The sequence below is a fragment of the Gemmatimonadota bacterium genome (assembly GCA_021295815.1).
Taxonomy (GTDB): Bacteria; Gemmatimonadota; Gemmatimonadetes; order Longimicrobiales; family Gaopeijiaceae; genus JAGWBQ01.
Genome location: JAGWBQ010000007.1, coordinates 76198 through 94057 on the forward strand (window position 1 = coordinate 76198; position 17860 = coordinate 94057).

Genomic DNA, 17860 nt, shown 5'->3' on the forward strand with positions numbered 1-17860 from the left:
TCGTGAAGCCTCTGCGGACGTCCCCGCAGGCTACGCGAGCCGCGACCTACTCCACGTAGACCGTCTTCACGTTGGCGAACTCGGTGATCCCCAGCGGCGAGAGCTCTCTTCCGTAGCCGCTCTCCTTGATGCCGCCGAAGGGAAGGTTCACAACCGATTCCACAGCCCGGTTGACGAAGCAATTGCCGGCTTCGAGCCGTTCGCGGGCGATGCGCTCGCCGCGCTCCAGGTCGCTGGTGAATACCGACGCCCCCAGACCGAAATCGGTGTCGTTAGCGATGCTGACGGCGTCTTCCTCGTCTCGCGCGCCGATGGTGACCGCGACCGGTCCGAAGAGCTCCTCCTCGTAGGCGGCCATGCCCGGCCCGACCTCGGCGAGGAGCGTGGTCGGATACCAGGCGCCGCGCGGGTCCGGCGGTCCACCGCCCAACCGCGGACGGGCGCCCTTCGCGACCGAATCCGACACCTGCTTGTGCAGCTCGTCTCGCAGATCGATCCGCGCCATGGGTCCGATATCGGTGGTCGGCTCGAGCGGATCGCCCAGGCGCATCTCACGAAGGCGGGACGCCAGCGCGGCCTCGAAGCTGTCGCGCACCTTGTCGAGCACGATGATCCGCTTGACAGCGATGCAGCTCTGCCCGGCGTTGCGCATTCGTCCCCAGGTCACAGCTTCCACCGCGTGGCCCAGGTCGGCGTCCTCGAGCACGATGGCGGGATCGCTCCCGCCCAGCTCCAGCACGCACTTCTTCACCGCCCGCCCGGCCTTGGCGGCGACGGCCCGGCCGGCCCGTACGCTGCCCGTCAGACTCACGGCTCTGATTCTGGGGTCCGCGATGAGCGAACCGGTCGTCTCGTCGTCGCAGAAGAGGTTGGTGTAGACGCCCTCGGGAAAGTCCGCTTCCTGAAAAAGACGAGCAAGCGCGAGGGCGCAGCCGGGCACGGACGGAGCGTGCTTGACGACCACGGAGTTGCCGAGGGCGAGGGTCGGCGCCGCAAAGCGCACCACCTGCCAGAACGGGAAGTTCCAAGGCATGATGCCGAGGACGGGACCGATGGGACGGTAGCACCAATAGCTCCTTGTCGCTGCGGTCGGCGCTTCGACGGCATTGAGCATCGCCGCTGCGTTGTCGGCGTAGTAGTCGCAGCAGTCGGCGCACTTGTCGATCTCACCTACGCCCTGAGTCACCGGTTTTCCCATCTCGACCGCCATGAGTCGCGAGAGCCGGCCGCGCTCCCTCCGCAGAAGGCGTGCGAGCTCGCCGAGAAACCTCGCGCGATAGGCGAACCCACCCCGGCTCCAGTCCTCATAGGCCCGTTGCGCCCGAGCGATGCGCCGCTCGACCTCGGTCGGGCTAGCAAGCGGATGTTCCGAAATCGTCCTGCCCGTGCTTGGGTCTACCGCCCTGAACACGAGATCGAAGCTCTCAGGACGGTGATCGAGACCAGGAGGACGCGGCATCCGGTCCACGCTCGACCTCGGTCCGTGCCCGTCCGTCGCCAATCGGATACCGCCTCGGATCTGGCCAAGTGCGGAGTCGGCGAAGCGTCCGGGTGATCTCGACGAATTCTCCGTCCCTCCTGAATCCGTCCCAGACCGGATCGTTGAAGACGCTGAAGAGCTCCGGTTCGCCTCGGTCGAGACTCTGCCGGAGGTATTCGACGGCCCTTTCCCGATCTCCCGCACCCGCATACGCCCGGGCCAGCTCGATCCTTCTAACCGCACCGGGAGCGTCGGCCTCGACCTCCAGCAGCCGCTCGACCTCCCATTCCCAGTAGGCGTCGTCGCCGCGTTCGTCCACATCGACGAACATCGCGTCGACCTCTTCGGCGCTCGGCGCTCCGTCCACACCGCTCGCGCTCCATTCGACGAGCACTTCGCCGAGCTCGCCCACTTCCACAAACGAGGATGCCACGTTGGCGACCAGCAATTTCCACGCATCTCCGGCAGCCCCGTCGCCCGACTCCGTCACTTCGCGCAGACGGTCGGCCGCTTCGCGGAACTCCCCGGTCCGCGTCAGCCAGATGGCTTCCCGCACGCGTCGGTCGCGGGTAGGAGGCCGGCTGGGCGGGCCTTCGCCGGAGGAGCCTTCGGCATCGGGTCGGGATGGGTCCCCATACCCGGCGCCGACGAAGGCCGCGAGCCGATCCGCGAGCGGGCGACCCAGTCCGGTCACGCCCTCGAAGAGAACGGTGTCGAACGCCGATACGTCGATGGTCACCACCTCGGGATCCATGCCCGCCGGCTCGTCGGCGTACCGGAAATCGACCGCACCTTCGGCGACGGCGGTACGGGCATCTTCACCGAGCGTTCGAGCGACCAGGGAGTGAACTTCGCGGACTTCCGGAATCCATGGAGCCGTGCTGAAGGCCCGCCCGGCGTCGCCCATGATCTCCAAACCCTCCACGTGATCGATCTCGCCGTCCTCCAAAGCGCTCAGCAGGAGCGACGCGGCCCGACCCGCGAACGCCGGCGCGAACGAGGAATCGCGGCGGATCGACTCTTCGAAGTGCCGGGTCGCCGTAGCCAGGGATTCGTCGTCGCCCCTGCGGTATGCGCTTACGCCTCGGAGATAGTGCTCCGCGGAGCCGGGATCGATTTGCTCGCGATTCGCGGCCAGCCAACGGGGTCCGTTCCTTTCGGTGGGAGGTTCGACTGCGGCGAGAGCCGGTTGGGCGGGCGGGGTCCCGTTGAGAACCGCGTCCATGCGATGCGCGGCCTGCGCCGCCACCAAGCTCTGAAAGGAGAGCGGGTCCATGCCGGCGGTATCGATGGTGAAGCCGTCGATCTGGGTGTCGCTCGCTGCGTGGATGATGCGAACGGTCGCTCTGAGGACGGAGTCGGAGCGGTTCACCGATCCTTCGACCAGCGCGTCCACGCCCAGGTCCCGTCCTATGCTGGGCGCGGAGGCGAGAACGGTGTCGTAGCGCGCGACCGACATCCGCGACACCACCCTGAGCCCGTCCACCTGTCCCATGTGCATGGAAAGCTCGTCGTGCATCCCCGACCCGAGGTAGGCGAGGCTCGCGTCAGGCGAATTGTCCCGGATGGGCAGTACCGCTAGGGAGGTGACGGGTTCGGCGGGGTCATACGCCGTGGGAGCGACCGCGCCTCCGTTTCCGTCCTCCGATAGGGTCAGCATGTCGTTGCTTTGGAGCCAGAGCGCCGCTCCTCCCGCCACCAGCACGCTGCCGACGAGCAGCGCCAGGCGCGGAAGTGCGGAGTCGTGTGCCAGGGTAGCGGTGCGCTTGAAGCCGCCGCGGGTGAGGTCGAAGAGCCATGAGAGGGCTGCGGCGGGAGGGAAGGCGAGCGCCACCGCGATGACGAGGATCCTGAGCGCACCGTCGCCCAGACCGAAGGCGGGCAGGACGATTTCGCCGAGCTGGAGGAGGACCCACGCGACGGCCACGTACGCTATCAAGAACGGGCCCAGTCTCCTGCGCCGAAGCTCGGCGAGGAAGGTTGCGAAGGCCCCCGGATGCGCGTCTCTGGCTCTGGGTCGTTCCCGGTCGTTCACATGCTTTCTCCGATTGGAGGCTTGCTCAATTTCGTCCAACCGGGGCGCGTCCGCCAGTAACGGCGCGGCCAGGCGCGGAAGCTGCGCCCAAGCTCGGTCCTTGCCGCCGGATGGTCATCCTCCAGACACTTGGGACCTGCCAATGCTGAAATCCGTGGGCGGTGCCGCGAAGCCCGGTTCGATGTAGGTTGTGGCCATGAGAATCAGCTATCTGGATGGCCCGAGGCTGCGTCGCACCCTCCTGGCTGCCAGCGCTCACGCTCAGGAGAGCCGCCGCGAGCTCAATCGGATCAACGTCTTCCCGGTACCCGACGGCGACACCGGCACCAACCTCGCCCTCACCCTTCGTTCGGTCGAGGCTCATCTGCGCCGCTTCGCATCCCCGTCGGTGTCGGATGTGGCTCGCCGGGCGGCCGAGGGAGCGGTCATCGGCGCCCGCGGCAACTGCGGGATGATGCTCGCGCACTTCCTCAACGGCTTCGCCGCTTCCCTCGAGGGCGACGAACGGGCGCAGGCCCTCAAGGTAGCGCACGCTCTCAAGCGAGGGTCGGCCAACCTCTACGCGGCGCTCGACAAACCGGTCGAAGGCACCATGCTCACCGTGGTGCGCGAGGCTGCGGAGGTCGCGGTCGCTTCGCGGGCGGAGGATATCGCCGACCTTATGGAGGAGGTGCTCGCCGAGGCGAGGGCGTCTCTGGCAAGGACTCCCGATCTCCTGCCGGTGCTTAAGAAGGCCGGTGTCGTGGACGCCGGAGCCACGGGCCTGGTCAGGCTCCTCGAAGGAGCGGTCGGGTTCATCGACGGAAGCGTGGAGGCCGCCGTCGGTTCGGGCGCCGGCCGGGCGTTCGGGCCGGAAGAGGAGAGCGCCGCGGTCGCGGATGCGCTTCCGGAACAGACCGGCGCGGCGGCCGTCGAGTATCCGTCCGACAGCGAGCGTTACCGGTACTGCACGGAAGGGATGGTGCGCGGCGCCGGGTTGCCTTCCGAGCGCGATGTCCGGGATGTTCTGCGTGCCATGGGCGACTCGATTATGGTGATCCGCGCGGGCTCGGTGCTCAAGGTTCACATACACTCCGACGACCCTGAAGGAATCTTCGGTTACCTCGGCAAGCTGGGCGACCTCGTCACCCGCAAGGCGGAGGACATGCACCTTCAGCACGCCACCGTCCGCGCCGCCGGCGGGCACGGGACGGGGCTCGCCCGCCGCCCTGTGGCGGTGGTGACCGACACCGCCGCCGATCTGCCGCCCGAGGTGATCTCGGCGCACGGCATCCATGTGACGCCGCTGCTGCTCATCGGTTCCGACAGGACCTACCGGGACGGCATCGACCTCACCTCGGAAGAGTTCCACCTGCGACTGGCGGAAGAGACCGGAAGGCTCCCGACCACCAGCCAGCCCACCCCGGGAGACTTCAGAACCATCCTCGCACAGGCGGCCGAGGACGGCGAGACCGTCATCGCGGTCTTGCTCGGCTCGACGCTCTCGGGAACGATGCAGTCGGCCTTAGCGGCCGCCGATCTCCTGGACACGCCGGTTCTGGTGGCCGATTCGCTCGGCGCGAGCCTGCTGGAGGGGTTGATGGTGCTGCGCGCATGCGAGTGCGCCGAAGCCGGGTGGAAGCCTCGCGAGATCGTGCGCGAGGTCGAGGAGGTGCGCACCAGCTCCGGGATAATTCTCTACGTCGAGACGCTCAGGCGGCTGGTGGCGTCGGGTCGGGTCAGCCCTCACCAGGCGCGTATCGCCGGCCTGCTGGGTCTGAAGCCGATAGTCGAGATCGACCGGGACGGCAAGGTCGCGTCGGCCGGCCGGGGCATCGGGAGACGCCACGCCCGTTCGCAGATGTTCAGGATCCTGTCGAAGCGGCTGGCAGGCAGGGGCCAGAAGCGGGTCCGGTTCGGCGTGGTCCACGTGGGGGTGCCGGAAGTGATCTCCGAGGTGACCCGCGAGATCCGCGAACGGTACGGCGAGGACACCGAGGTTCTGGCGTCGCCGGCTACGCCTACGCTCTCGACACATGTCGGTCTCGGGGCCTGGGGCATCGCCTGGTCGGTGGACGACGGTCCGCCACCGCTCCGCGACGCGGTTTGACGGTCCCGGACCGCCCGTCGCGGCATTCGGATGGCGCCACCTCCGCCGTCGGCGCTAAAGCCGCAGCCGTCTTTCCACCAACAAGGCGCGAGCGGCCTTCTGCGCCGCGCTCGCCCGGATCGGCTCGGCGATCACCAGCGCCGGCTCTCCCGACGAGGGCAGGTGGAGCGCCAGCTTGTCGGTTCCCACCGGTTCGGCGAAGGTCACGGCGGTGCCGTCCTCCAATACGCAAACGGCTTCGCCGGGGAGCGTGAGGCCGGTCACCATCCTACCGTACTCCGCCCATGCCTCGAGAGGGTCCGTTCCTTCGGTGGCGATGCGGGGCAGGAGCTTTTCCCGGTAACTGACCGACGCCTTCCGGTACCCGTCGGGATTCGCGGTCTTGAGCGTGCGCAGGTTCTCGCGCTGGAGAGGTCTGGGGTCGGGGGCTCCGGTCTCCTCGAGCCGCGCCTCGAGCAGGCGGGTGGCTTCGGCCGCGGGATCGGCCGGAACGGCGGAGGACGCTTCGTCCGTCGTCACGGTCAGGTGTCTCCCGCCGCCCGGCGCACCGTCAGTAACCTCGCGCCATGACGTCGAGGAATTCCGCGTTGGTCGCGGTATTCGACATGTGCTCGGTGAGGAACGGGATCGCTTCCTCGTTGGGCATGGTCGCCAGGAAGTTGCGCAGAATGTGCACTCGGTCGAGCTCGGTTCCGCTAAGAAGCAGCTCCTCGCGGCGGGTTCCGCTCTTGGCGAGATCGATGGCCGGGAATATCCGGCGATCGGCCGAGGACCGGTCGAGGACGAGCTCCATGTTGCCGGTTCCCTTGAACTCTTCGAAGATCAGGTCGTCCATTCGGCTGCCTGTGTCCACGAGCGCGGTGGCCACTATGGTGATCGAGCCGCCGTCCTCCAGGTCGCGCGCGGCGCCGAAGAAGCGTTTCGGGCGCTCGAGCGCCCTGGCGTCCATCCCGCCGCTCATGATGCGGCCCGACTGGGGAAGGATGGCGTTGTGGGCTCTGGCCAGACGGGTAAGCGAGTCGAGCAGGATCACCACGTCCCGCCTGGCCTCGGCGAGGCGGCAGGCCTTGTTGTAGACGACGTCGGCAACCTGAACGTGACGCAGCGGGGGGCTGTCGAAAGTGGAGGCGATCACCTCGCCCTTCACCTTCTCCTTCATCTCGGTCACCTCCTCGGGCCGCTCGTCGATGAGCATCACGATGAGGTGCACGCCGGGATGGTTGTGAGCCACGGCCTGGGCCATCCCGCGCAGAATCGTGGTCTTTCCGGCCTTCGGCGGCGAGACGATGAGACCGCGCTGACCCCGTCCTACCGGAGCGAGCAGGTTGACCATGCGCATGGCGACGCTTCCGCCCGGCACCTCGAGGTCGATCCGGCGATCGGGGTAGCGGGCGCGCAGGCTCTCGAAGTGGGGGCGATCGTCAGCGCTTCCCGCCGGTCGCCCGTTGACCGTGACGATGCTGGACAGGCGCCGATCGCGATTGCCCGAGGTGCGCCGGGCGACGGTGCCGACGAGCGTGTCGCCGCGTCTGAGCGCGTGGCTCCGGATCAGCCCCCTGCTGACGTAGATGTCGTCGTTGCCCGAGGCGTAGCTCAGTTCCGGATCTCGCAGAAATCCATACCCTTCGGGCAGAATCTCCAGCACCCCCCGTCGCAAGGGACCGATATCGGTGACGCCCGACGATGCGGCGGTGGCGGATGCGCGACGGATTTGATCGACGAGGGCGGGCTTGGACAGCCCGACCGCACCCCGTACCCCGAGCTTCTCAGCGATCCGGTGCAGTTCTCCGACCGACTTGCGTATCAGTTCGGCCCGTTCCAATGCTTGTGATTGCAAGGGTTGGACAAGGTTGGGTCCGTATCTTCCGGGAACCGGCGCCCCAGGGCGGCGTAGCAGGCCCGGGCAGGCTAACTCCGGAAGGGGGACGACCCAGGAATGGCCAGGCACATCCGTACCGGCGCGGGGACCGATCAGCGTGGCGTCAGACACTTGGTAGGATACCATCCCGACTGGCTCCGAAAGATAAAGATAGCGCGTCGCGTCGCTTCGGGGCGCAGGTCGCTCAGGACCCTCCTGGTGAACCGGGAGTCCCCGAAGACTCCTCCGCCGGAAAGGGTGCGCACGCTGATTCAGGCGGGCGATGCCCCGCCTATCGAACTCTGGCTGAAGGATCCGGCTGCGACGGTGCGAAGCATCCGGCTGACCTGCAGGCTGCCTGACGGAGACGAGGAGGTGGAGTACGTGGTGGAATGCGCGGGCGGAGGGGCGAAGGGCCGATGACGAAATCCTCGGCGTGGAGGGTCGTTCAGACCGGCTCCGCGATCGTCACCTACGCCCTCTTTCTGACGAGCGTCTTCATCCCGGCTGCGGTCCCGTCGATCCTGCACCCCGTGCCGCTCTTCCTTGCGCTCGCCGCCACCATGCACCCCTTCCGCGGCGAAAAAGGGCACTCGTGGCTGCTCGGCGTCGCCGGCGTCATCACGTTCGTCACCCTGCTGGCCACCACCGGCACGTTGCTCACCCCGTTCGTGCTGGCTCTGGTGCTGGCCTACGTGCTCGATCCGCTGGTGGACCGGCTCGAGGATCGTCGCGTGCCGCGCTCGGTCGCCATAGTGGTGCTGATGCTGCCCGCCACCGGCCTGCTGGCTCTGGTGCTGGCGGTGTTGCTGCCCTCCGCCATCCGTCAGCTCGGGGGAGTGCTGCAGGACATACCGGCGCTGATCGACCACCTGAGGACGGGAGCTGCCGCCCTCCTCGCCCGCGATCTGCCCCTGATCGACGAAAGCGCCCTCCTCGCCCGGCTGGAAGCCGTCGACGGCGACGCGGTCACCGCCTTCCTCTCGGAGCGGCAGGAGGATCTGCTCCGGTGGCTGTGGACCGGCGTTCTCGGTCTGGGACGCGGCCTGGGCACGTTGTTCACCCTCGTCGGTTTCGCAGCTCTGACCCCGGTCCTCACCTACTACACCCTGCGGGACTGGGATCGGATCACCGAGGCTGCGGCCAACCTCTTCCCGGCCGACCGCCGCGGTCCGGCGCTAGAGTTCGCCAAGGACTGCGACCGCATAATCTCGCGCTACATGAGGGCGCAGATACTAGTGGCGACCATCATGGGAACGCTCACCGGGGGGCTGCTCGCAGTGTTCGGCTTCCCTTACGCGGCGACCCTAGGTCTGGTGGTCGGTGTATTTTCGCTGGTTCCGTACCTTGGAATGATCCTGGGCCTGCTGCCGGCGGTCATCATCGCGCTCACGACCGATTCGGCGGGAACCTCGCTTCTGATCGTGGCCGGCGTCTACGGGGGAACCCAGCTGCTGGAAAGCGCGGTAATAGGGCCTCGCATCGCGAGCGAGTCGGTAGGGCTGCACCCGGTCTGGGTCGTGCTGGCCCTATCCGTCGGCGGGTTCTTTTTCGGCTTCGCGGGTCTGCTTCTGGCGGTGCCCGCGGCAGCCGTGACGAGACTGGTGCTGGTCAGGGCTCTTCAACGTTACCAGGGGACCAGGCTCTACCAGGGCGCATCCGGGGATTAGGGTTGACGGAAGAGCTGCGGGACATCACCATCGTCGGAGGAGGCCCCACCGGTCTCTTCGGCGCCTTCTACGCCGGGATGCGCGGCGTCTCCTGCAGGATAATCGACTCGCTTCCGGAGCTGGGCGGGCAGCTGACCGCTCTCTATCCCGAGAAGTACATCTTCGATGTGGGCGGTTTCACGAAGATTCTGGCCAAGGACCTGGCCTCCGCGCTCATCGAACAGGGCCTTCAGTTCGGGGCCGAGGTCGTGCTCGACAGCCGCCTGGAAGCGCTGGAGCTGGGCGAGGACGGAACGCTCACCGTGCGCACCGAAGACCGGGCCTTCCCCGGAAGGGCGGTGATCGTCGCCGGCGGCAAGGGCGCGTTCATTCCCACCCGTCTGAAGTGCCCGGGCTACGACGAGTTCGAAGGGCGGGGCATAGCCTTCGGCGTACGCGACAAGGAGGTGTACCGGGACCGCAAGGTGGTGGTCGTCGGCGGCGGCGACACCGCCATGGATTTCGTTCTCATGCTCAAGGACGTGGCCGCGTCGCTCACCCTCGTCCATCGCCGTGACGGCTGGCGCGGCTTCTCCGCCTCGGTGCGGGAGATGGAGGAAGCCGAGGCAAGAGGCGAAATCGAGGTGAGGACCTTCCACGAACTCCGCTCCATCGAGGGAAACGGAAGTCTGGAGAGAATCACGATCTTCGACAACCGCAAGGGCAGGGAAGGTCCGGACATAGTGCTTGAAGCCGACGCGATGCTCTCCTGCCTGGGCTTCAAGCCGGACTTGGGACCGATCAAGGAGTGGGGTCTCGAGGTGAAGAAAAACCGGATCGTGGTGGACCAGCTCATGAAGACGAACCGTGCCGGGGTCTTCGCGGCCGGCGACCTGGTCGGCTATCCCGGCAAGGTGGACCTGATAGTCGCGGGTTTTTCGGAGGTAGCGATCGCGGTGAACGGCGCGGTCCGGCATCTCGACCCCAAGGCGCCGTCGAAGGCGGGGCACTCCACCCATCTGAAGGTTTTCAAGGACAAATAGAGCGAGATCACCACGCGGGGCGGCAGCTCCGCAACAGCCGCGGCCACGAGCCGATGAACCCGCGAAGGGTATACGAAGCGATGAGTGAAAACGGTGCGAAGAGGGAGAAGGTCGTGATCATCGGATCGGGCCCTGCCGCCTGGACCGCCGCCATCTATGCGGCCAGGGCGATGCTGGAGCCCTTCGTGCTCGAAGGCGCCGGCAGCCGGACCATGATCCCCGGTGGGCAGCTCATGTTCACCACCGAGGTCGAGAACTACCCCGGCTTCAAGGAGGGCGTGACCGGCCCGGAGCTCATGGGGGAGATGCGCGAGCAGGCTCTGCGTTTCGGAACCCGCGCCGAGTGGGAGGACGTGGTAGGAGTGGACTTCGCGGAATGGCCCTTCAGGCTCCGTACGAGCGGGGGCGGCGAGGTGCTGGCCGACTCGGCGATCGTCGCGACCGGGGCCAACGCCAGGTGGATCGGACTCGCCAACGAGGAACGGCTTGCGCAGTCGGGCGGCGGGGTCAGCGCGTGCGCGGTGTGCGACGGTGCGCTGCCCGCCTTCCGGGATCAGGTGGTGGCAGTGGTGGGAGGAGGTGATTCCGCGATGGAGGATGCGCTCTACCTGACAAAATTCGCCAGGGAGGTCGTCATCGTTCATCGCCGGGACGAGCTTCGGGCCTCCAGGATCATGGCCGAAAGAGCTCTGGCGCACGATCTGATTCGATTCGAATGGAACACCGTGGTGACCGATGTTCTGGGCGAGGAGACCATTGCCGGGCTGCGCCTGCGCGACACCGAGAGCGAAGAGGAGCGCGAGCTTGCGGTCGGCGGACTCTTCGTCGCGATCGGCCACACGCCGAACACCGGATTCCTCGAGGGCGCGCTCGCTCTACGGGAGAACGGGTACGTCGAAACGCCGGAGCCGTGGCGAACCGCGACCTCGGTGCCGGGCGTATTCGCCGCCGGCGACGTCATGGACGACCATTTCCGCCAAGCGGTCACCGCCGCAGGGACCGGCTGCATGGCGGCGCTCGAGGCCGAACGCTGGCTGGCCGCGAGGGAACCCCAATCGAGGAAACTATGAACAACCCCGACCGGCGCGGACCTGCGCCCACCTTCGCCCTCTTCTTTCTTCTGGCGACGATCGTCGCACCCCGACAGAGTCGGGCGCAGGAGGTCGTCGAAAACGACGTCGCGGCCTGGCCGCCCGTGGCCACCTTCTCCATCGTCGGCTACGACCCTGCCACCGGGGAAGCGGGTGTGGCCGTCCAGTCCCGGGTATTCTCGGTCGGGAACGGCGTCATCTGGGGCGAGGCGGGCGTGGGAGTCGTGGCAACCCAGGCGATCGTCGACGTCAGCTACGGTCCCCAGGCCTTGGAGCTGCTCCGGTCGGGAATGACCCCCGCCGAGGCCGTCGAACGAATACTCGCCGACGATCCGGACCCGGATCCGGTTCGCTGGACCAAGGAGGGTCGCCAGTTCTCGATCATGAGCGCCGACGGCGACGTCGCCACCCACACCGGGCCGCGCGCGAGCTCATGGGCGGGCCACCGCATCGGCAGACACTGCTCGGCTCAAGGTAACATTCTGACGGGTTCCGCCGTGGTAGACGACATGGTCGCGGCTTTCGAGGAAACCGAGGGTCATCTCTCGCTCCGTCTCCAGGCCGCTCTCGAGGCCGGGCAGGCGGCCGGTGGCGACACCCGCGGCATGCAGTCAGCCGCGATGCTCGTCGTCAAGGAGGACGGCGGCGTCTGGCTCAACAACGACGTGGTGCTCAGGCTTCAGGTCGACGACCACGAAGCACCCATCGCCGAGCTGCGCAGACTCGTCGAAATGGCGGCGGCGCAGCGGGAACGGAGGCGGGGTCGGTGAGCGCCGTCCCCTCCCTTGCCGGCAAGGCCGCGCTGGTCACCGGAGGAACTCGTGGCATCGGCTACGCCATCGCCGACAAACTCGCGGAGGCGGGGGCCCGGGTGGCGGTGGGCGGACGCAGCCCTGGAACGGCCCGCTCGGCGGCCGAGCGTATGGGGCGGGGGACGGTGGCGCTGGTCGCCGACCTCGCCCGGGCGGCTGAGTGCGACCGGCTCGTGGAAGAAGCGGCGGACGCTTTGGGCCGACTCGACATTCTGGTGAACAACGCCGGCGTGGGCCACTTCAAACCGGTGAGCGAGCTCTCCGCCGAGGAGTGGAACGCCCAGATCGACCTCAACCTGAGCGGTGTCTTCCACACCTCCAAGGCCGCCCTTCCTCACCTCGGCGCAAGCGGCGACGGACACATCGTCAACATCGGCTCGCTCGCGGGCCGGCACGCGTTCGCGGGCGGAACCGCCTACAACGCCAGCAAGTTCGGCCTGACGGGGCTCACCGAGGCGATGATGATGGACGTGCGCTACGACGGCGTGCGCGTCAGCATCGTCATGCCCGGGAGCGTAGCGACCGAGTTCGGAGGACGCCCGCCCGGAGCGGGTGCCGACTGGCGCCTCACCGCCGCCGACTGCGCGGACGCCGTGCTCCACATCGTCGGCTACCCGCATCAGGCGCACGCCAGCCGGATCGAGCTGCGGCCGAGCGCGCCGAGACGGAGGTAGGGGCGGCCATGACGATTGCGATTCAGGACGCTGTCGCTTCCCTCTTCCAGATCGCGGTCGAGGGCCTCTGATTATCCGAACTCGGGGACCGCGACACCCGCCGACGGGGTATCCTTCCACCCCCGTACCGCCATCAAGGGCGACCTGCGGCCGCTACCGCCGCGGCAGCCGGCGACCATCCGCCTAGCCGCGCCCGCGACCGCCGGGGACCGGAAGATCCCTCGAACGCCTGACCGGCACCACCAATCGAAAGATGACCGACTACAGGATCGAACGCGACTCCTTGGGGGAGATGAGGGTCCCGGCCGACGCCCTCTACGGCTCGCAGACCCAACGGGCGGTCGAGAACTTCCCCATCAGCGGGCGGCGCTTCGGGCGAAGGTTCATCGAGGCTCTCGGGTTCGTCAAGTGGGCGGCCGCAGAAGCGAACGCCGAGCTGGGTCTCATCGAGGAAGGCGTGGCGCGGGCGATCGCCGAGGCCGCCCTGGCGGTGGCGGAAGGTGCCCACGACAAGGAGTTCGTTCTCGACATCTACCAGACGGGTTCCGGGACCTCGTCGAACATGAACGCGAACGAGGTGATCGCCCGCCTCGCCTCGCGGGCGGCCGGGAAGGCGATCCACCCCAACGATCACGTCAACTTCGGACAGTCTTCCAACGATGTGATCCCCACGGCCATGCACGTGGCCGTCCGACTGGAGATCGACGGGCTTCTCGTTCCCGAGCTCGATCTCCTGGGTAGAAGCCTCGCGGCGAAGGCCGAGGAGTTCGACGGGATCGTCAAGTCGGGACGCACGCATCTCATGGATGCGACACCTGTTCGGCTGGGCCAGCAGTTCGGCGGATACGCGGCCCAGGTTACCAAGGGCCTGACTCGTGTGAAGCGGGCCGCCGAGGAGCTCGACGAACTCGCTCTCGGAGGAACTGCGACGGGAACCGGCATCAATACCCATCCCCGGTTCGCCCGCACCGCCCTGAAGCGGCTCGCGAGCCGTACCGGGACGGAGTGGCGCGAAGCCGACGACCATTTCGAGGCCCAGGGAGCCAAGGACGCCGCCGTGAACGTCTCAGGTTCGCTGAACACCCTGGCCACGAGTCTTATCAAGATCGCCGACGACCTTCGCTGGCTCGGATCCGGTCCGACTTCGGGACTGGCGGAGATCGTGCTGCCCGCGGTGCAGCCCGGATCGTCGATCATGCCCGGCAAGGTGAACCCGGTGATGAGCGAGGCGCTGATGATGGTGTGCGCGCGGGTCATGGGGAATCACCATACGATCACGATCGCCGGCAGCCGCGGCAATTTCGAGCTCAACGTCATGATGCCGGTGCTGGCGCATGCGCTTCTCGAATCCGTCACCGTACTGGGGAACGCGGCCTCCGCCTTCCGGACTCGGTGCATCGACGGGATTCGCGCCGACGAGGCCCGCATCCGACAGCTGCTCGAGCGCAATCCGGCCGTGGCGACCGCCCTCAATCCCTACATCGGATACGACGCGGCGGCGACGGTCGCGAAGGAAGCGGCGGCTCGCGGCGTCAGCGTGCGCGAGGTGGTTCTGGAACGCGGACTCGTCCCGCCCGATCAGGTTGACGACGCGCTCGACGTGCGGGCGATGACCGAGCCGGGGCTGCCGGAGTTAGGGACCCCGGATTCCGGGTCGGTGCCCTAATGACGCGGCGATCGCGCACGGCTCCCGCGATGGGTCTCTGGTGGGCGGTTTCAGCTTCCGGCTGCCAGGATGCATCGGAGAACGGTGCGCACCCGGGCGTCGATGTGGACGCTGAGGCGGTGGTAGTCACCGAGTCCGACGGGGTGAGAAACGCTCGGATCGCGGACCTGAATTCCCTGGAGCTCCCGGAATTCGAACTGACACTGCTCTATTCCACACTCGGCTACCTTGACCTGGTCGAAGTCGTCGGGGCGGTACTATTGCCTGATTCGTCGCTGGTTGTCGCTGATCGGGTCGCTCCCAACCTGACCTTCCTAGGTCCGGACGGGGAGCTTCGATCTCAGGTCGGCAGGGAAGGAGAGGGTCCGGGCGACTACTCCGATATCGCACGGATCGGGGTGGCCACCGATCACTCGCTGTTCGTGTACGACAGGGCATTGCGACGCCTCACGTTTCTGGATTGGACGGGAAACGTCGTCAACGAGCGGCGGACCGGTTGCATGGGAGAAGTCGTTCCCCTCGCCCAAGTGAACAATGAGGGATTCATCGGCGTTCTCGAGACGCGACCGGTCCTCCCGCCAGGTGTGCAGCGCGGTCCCCTGTTCCTGATCGCGTGCAGCGGCACCGACGGATCTTTCGACACCTTGGGGGAGTGGCATGGCAAGGAGCGATACGTAACTTCGACCCAGCAGAACTGGGTCGCGGTAGGGTTTGGCCGGACAGCATTGTACGACGGGAGGGGAGTCCATTCCATCGTCGGCACCAACGACTCCTTGAATTTGACACGCTTCCGGGGATCGGCGGTGCATACCCAGATCCGTGGCGGTGTTCCTATCACCCGTATCGTCACCCCGCAGGAACGCGAGGAGTGGACGAATCTGTTCCTGAGCTCGATCCCGGAGGTGGCTCGAACTGGCTACCGATCGCAAACCGAGGTGCGGGATACCTATCCGGCTGTTGGGGCTGTCAAGGTCGATGCCGGCGGCCGGATCTGGGTCGGTGACTATGCGAAGCTGTCAGGTGAGAGGCGGTTGTGGTCGGTCATCGGGGTGGACGGCACGCCCATCGGTTCCGTTCGTCTCCCGGTCTTTCATCCGGAATGGTTTACCTTCAACAATGGCACTTTTACGGGACGAGTCCCCGTGGATTTTGAAGTCACCATCCCGAGCCCGCTGCATGAGTTGCTGGACATCGCAGTCGACCGAATCGCTTTGCTGCGCAAGGATGACTCGGGGGCGGAGTTCGTGGAGGTATACGAGATCGGGGTGCCATAGGGCTTGAAGCCTTGATTTCCGCCATTCCAAGAGGCTTTATCGGTCATTTCAGCAGATCTCTTCCAGCAATCGAGCCCGTCGATGACGGCTCCGTCCTTGATTCCCGGAGCAATCCGCGCGGGTCCTCCCGAGCGTGGATCCTCATGTCCATGCCCCTCGAGCGAGACGCCGCTCTCGGTGCTCGTGAGGGTTTCGCCTTCGCCGAGTGCCGCTAGAAGATCGGTATCGGAAAGAGGCGGATCTTCGCCGCTCGCTCCATGTAGCGAGCAGTATAGGCTCTGATGTGGCGGCCCCTTCCGAAGATCTCGAGCATCTCGAGCTCCTGGGGCGCGACCACGGAGAGATAGTCCAGACCGCCCGGCAAGGGCATCTCGTCCAGATAGACCGTCGGCTCGACCGCCCTTCCGCGAATCCGGAGGCAGGTCGAGTTAATGAACGAGCCCGGACAGGGTGTCGGGAAGGTCAGGACGCGGCTCTCGATCAGTTCCAGGACGGTTCCTTGATGCGCGAAGGCCAGATCCTCGCGCTCGAAGGCCCGCACGGTCGTCGCGGTCGCCTTGCGGCGTGACCGGAAGCGGTCCACCACGATCTCCAACCCTTCGAGCAGGATGGGTTGCGGCTTGAGCTCGATCGTGACGTTCACCCCAGGCTCGATCTCGCCCTCCCAGACGAGATCGGCGTAGCCGATAAGCGAGACCTCGAATCTGACCGTGCCCGAGTCCGCGAGCTCGATCGGAAAGTTGCCGCGCTCGTCGGTGAGGACGCCCCACTTGGCACCGTTGAGCGTCACGAGAGCCGCGACGAGGGGCGTCCCGTCGGATTCGTCCACAACTCTTCCCACGGCGACGAATCCCGTCTCCGGCTGGGGAGGATCCTGCGCGGAGAGCGCCCCGACCGCCCCGAGGGCGAGGAAGGGCACGCATGCCAAGACGAAGGCTGCGAGCTTTCGTGCCGGCGAAACGAGGGCCGTCGTCCTCAGGCCGCCCTTGGCGAGGTTCCGGACCGGCCGCTTCACCGTCCCGTTTCCGGGTGTTTCGATCCGCTCCATATCAAGGACCTAACCCGCGGGTCGGGTCCGGTTCCGAGCGGACAACAAACTCGGGTCGTCGGGGGTCATGGAGACGGGATTCCGGGTGGGCGGAGTGGGATCCGCGTTGACCGATCGCGACCCTTAGGGCAGATTGCAGCCATGAACGATTCCAGACCTGTCGACGGCGACGAACTCGGTGCGCACGTCTCGTCCTCGGGCGGGGTCGACAAATGCCCGGGCCGTTCGGCGGAGATCGGCGGTGGCGTCCTCCAGCTCTTCACCAAGGTTCCGCGCTTCTGGAGGGAACCGAAGCTGAAACCGGGCGTTCCCGACGCCTTCAGAGCGGCTCGCGCGGAGCATGGCGTCACCGCTGCGGTCTCTCACGACTCCTACCTGATCAACCTCGCCTCTCCCAAGCCCGACCAGTGGGCGAAGTCCATGGTGTCGTTCAAGGCCGAGCTCGAACGCTGCAGGCTTCTGGGCGTGGAGTTCATAGTCACTCACCCCGGCAACGAGACCGAAGGCGATCACCTCCGAGGCATTGAGAAGAACGCCCGCGGAATAGCCGAATGCCTTGAGGATGTTCCAGGCGAGACCAGGGTGCTCCTCGAGCTCACCGCAGGCTCGGGCAACAGCGTGGGCGGCAGCTTTGAGAACCTGCGGGCCATCATCGACCATCTTCCCGCGGCGGCGGCCCGTAGGGTCGGCGTCTGCTTCGACACCTGTCACGCCTACTCGGCGGGTTACGATCTCGTGGGTGACTACGAGGGCGTCTGGGCGGAGTTCGACGACGTGCTCGGTCTCGACCTGCTCGAGCTCCTGCACATGAACGACTCCAAGCATCCCTTCCGCTCGCATCGCGATCAGCACGAACACATCGGGAAGGGCACGTTGGGCGATGCGCCCTTCAGGAAGATCATGCTCGACGAGCGACTCGCCAGAGTGCCGAAGATACTGGAGACGCCGAAGGGGGACGACGCCGTGGAGGCCGATCGCAGGAATCTCGCCCGCCTGCGGAGCTTCAGGGCTTGAGGGCGCGGCGGGGTGAGGTTCGCTTTGCCACCCGCGTGGTCCGGTGGAGGCCTTGCCCACGGGCTGCCACGGGAATCCTCCCCGGCTTCCCGCTGCTGCCTGCGACCCTCGCCTCGATCCCGGCGCT

15 protein-coding genes are annotated in these 17860 nt (G+C 66.9%); 10 read left to right on the plus strand and 5 right to left on the minus strand.

Annotated features, from left to right (window positions below):
• Positions 1–46: 46 nt before the first annotated feature.
• Positions 47–1459, minus strand: a complete 1413-nt coding sequence (locus J4G12_03945) for an NAD-dependent succinate-semialdehyde dehydrogenase (protein MCE2454957.1) — start codon at positions 1457–1459, stop codon at positions 47–49.
• Positions 1425–3515, minus strand: coding sequence for a hypothetical protein (locus J4G12_03950; protein MCE2454958.1), 2091 nt, complete (start codon positions 3513–3515; stop codon positions 1425–1427). The genes J4G12_03945 and J4G12_03950 overlap by 35 nt, the downstream gene beginning before the upstream one ends.
• Positions 3516–3711: 196 nt before the next feature.
• Between J4G12_03950 and J4G12_03955 the strand changes: the two genes are divergently transcribed.
• Positions 3712–5604, plus strand: a complete 1893-nt coding sequence (locus J4G12_03955) for a DegV family EDD domain-containing protein (protein ID MCE2454959.1) — start codon at positions 3712–3714, stop codon at positions 5602–5604.
• Between the two features lie 54 nt (positions 5605–5658).
• Here the strand turns inward: J4G12_03955 and J4G12_03960 are convergent, their stop codons facing one another.
• On the minus strand, positions 5659–6123 hold the full coding sequence (locus J4G12_03960) for a hypothetical protein (GenBank protein ID MCE2454960.1): 465 nt from the start codon (positions 6121–6123) through the stop codon (positions 5659–5661).
• 31 nt (positions 6124–6154) lie between these two features.
• Positions 6155–7426: a transcription termination factor Rho gene (gene rho, locus J4G12_03965; protein MCE2454961.1), complete on the minus strand. Its 1272-nt coding sequence runs from the start codon at positions 7424–7426 to the stop codon at positions 6155–6157.
• A gap of 114 nt (positions 7427–7540) precedes the next feature.
• Between rho and J4G12_03970 the strand changes: the two genes are divergently transcribed.
• From J4G12_03970 to J4G12_04005, 8 genes are all read left to right on the plus strand, one after another.
• Positions 7541–7885: a hypothetical protein gene (locus J4G12_03970; GenBank protein MCE2454962.1), complete on the plus strand. Its 345-nt coding sequence runs from the start codon at positions 7541–7543 to the stop codon at positions 7883–7885.
• On the plus strand, positions 7882–9132 hold the full coding sequence (locus tag J4G12_03975; protein MCE2454963.1) for an AI-2E family transporter: 1251 nt from the start codon (positions 7882–7884) through the stop codon (positions 9130–9132). Before J4G12_03970 ends, J4G12_03975 begins: the two co-directional genes overlap by 4 nt.
• Positions 9120–10154: an NAD(P)/FAD-dependent oxidoreductase gene (locus J4G12_03980; protein ID MCE2454964.1), complete on the plus strand. Its 1035-nt coding sequence runs from the start codon at positions 9120–9122 to the stop codon at positions 10152–10154. Before J4G12_03975 ends, J4G12_03980 begins: the two co-directional genes overlap by 13 nt.
• An 80-nt stretch (positions 10155–10234) precedes the next feature.
• Positions 10235–11224, plus strand: coding sequence for a thioredoxin-disulfide reductase (gene trxB, locus J4G12_03985; protein MCE2454965.1), 990 nt, complete (start codon positions 10235–10237; stop codon positions 11222–11224).
• On the plus strand, positions 11221–12015 hold the full coding sequence (locus tag J4G12_03990) for a DUF1028 domain-containing protein (protein ID MCE2454966.1): 795 nt from the start codon (positions 11221–11223) through the stop codon (positions 12013–12015). Before trxB ends, J4G12_03990 begins: the two co-directional genes overlap by 4 nt.
• Positions 12012–12731, plus strand: a complete 720-nt coding sequence (locus tag J4G12_03995; protein ID MCE2454967.1) for an SDR family oxidoreductase — start codon at positions 12012–12014, stop codon at positions 12729–12731. The genes J4G12_03990 and J4G12_03995 overlap by 4 nt, the downstream gene beginning before the upstream one ends.
• Positions 12732–12984: 253 nt before the next feature.
• Positions 12985–14397, plus strand: coding sequence for a class II fumarate hydratase (locus tag J4G12_04000; protein ID MCE2454968.1), 1413 nt, complete (start codon positions 12985–12987; stop codon positions 14395–14397).
• 398 nt (positions 14398–14795) lie between these two features.
• Positions 14796–15671 carry a hypothetical protein gene (locus J4G12_04005; GenBank protein MCE2454969.1) on the plus strand — a complete coding sequence of 292 codons (876 nt, stop codon included), beginning with the start codon at positions 14796–14798 and terminating at the stop codon, positions 15669–15671.
• A gap of 211 nt (positions 15672–15882) precedes the next feature.
• Here the strand turns inward: J4G12_04005 and J4G12_04010 are convergent, their stop codons facing one another.
• Positions 15883–16686, minus strand: a complete 804-nt coding sequence (locus tag J4G12_04010) for a carboxypeptidase-like regulatory domain-containing protein (GenBank protein ID MCE2454970.1) — start codon at positions 16684–16686, stop codon at positions 15883–15885.
• A 174-nt stretch (positions 16687–16860) separates the two neighbouring features.
• Here J4G12_04010 and J4G12_04015 point away from each other — a divergent pair, with 174 nt between their 5' ends.
• The gene (locus tag J4G12_04015; protein MCE2454971.1) at positions 16861–17733 is read left to right on the plus strand and encodes a deoxyribonuclease IV; all 873 of its coding nucleotides are present in this window, start codon (positions 16861–16863) and stop codon (positions 17731–17733) included.
• Positions 17734–17860 lie beyond the last annotated feature (127 nt).

What these genes read in the sequence shown, in the direction of transcription:
- J4G12_04000 (MCE2454968.1), top strand. Translation starts at nt 12,985, where the DNA reads ATGACCGACTACAGGATCGAACGCGACTCCTTGGGGGAGATGAGGGTC.
- J4G12_03990 (MCE2454966.1), top strand. Translation starts at nt 11,221, where the DNA reads ATGAACAACCCCGACCGGCGCGGACCTGCGCCCACCTTCGCCCTCTTC.
- J4G12_03970 (MCE2454962.1), top strand. Translation starts at nt 7,541, where the DNA reads ATGGCCAGGCACATCCGTACCGGCGCGGGGACCGATCAGCGTGGCGTC.
- J4G12_04015 (MCE2454971.1), top strand. Translation starts at nt 16,861, where the DNA reads ATGAACGATTCCAGACCTGTCGACGGCGACGAACTCGGTGCGCACGTC.
- J4G12_03955 (MCE2454959.1), top strand. Translation starts at nt 3,712, where the DNA reads ATGAGAATCAGCTATCTGGATGGCCCGAGGCTGCGTCGCACCCTCCTG.
- J4G12_03945 (MCE2454957.1), bottom strand. Translation starts at nt 1,459, where the DNA reads ATGCCGCGTCCTCCTGGTCTCGATCACCGTCCTGAGAGCTTCGATCTC.
- trxB (MCE2454965.1), top strand. Translation starts at nt 10,235, where the DNA reads ATGAGTGAAAACGGTGCGAAGAGGGAGAAGGTCGTGATCATCGGATCG.
- J4G12_03975 (MCE2454963.1), top strand. Translation starts at nt 7,882, where the DNA reads ATGACGAAATCCTCGGCGTGGAGGGTCGTTCAGACCGGCTCCGCGATC.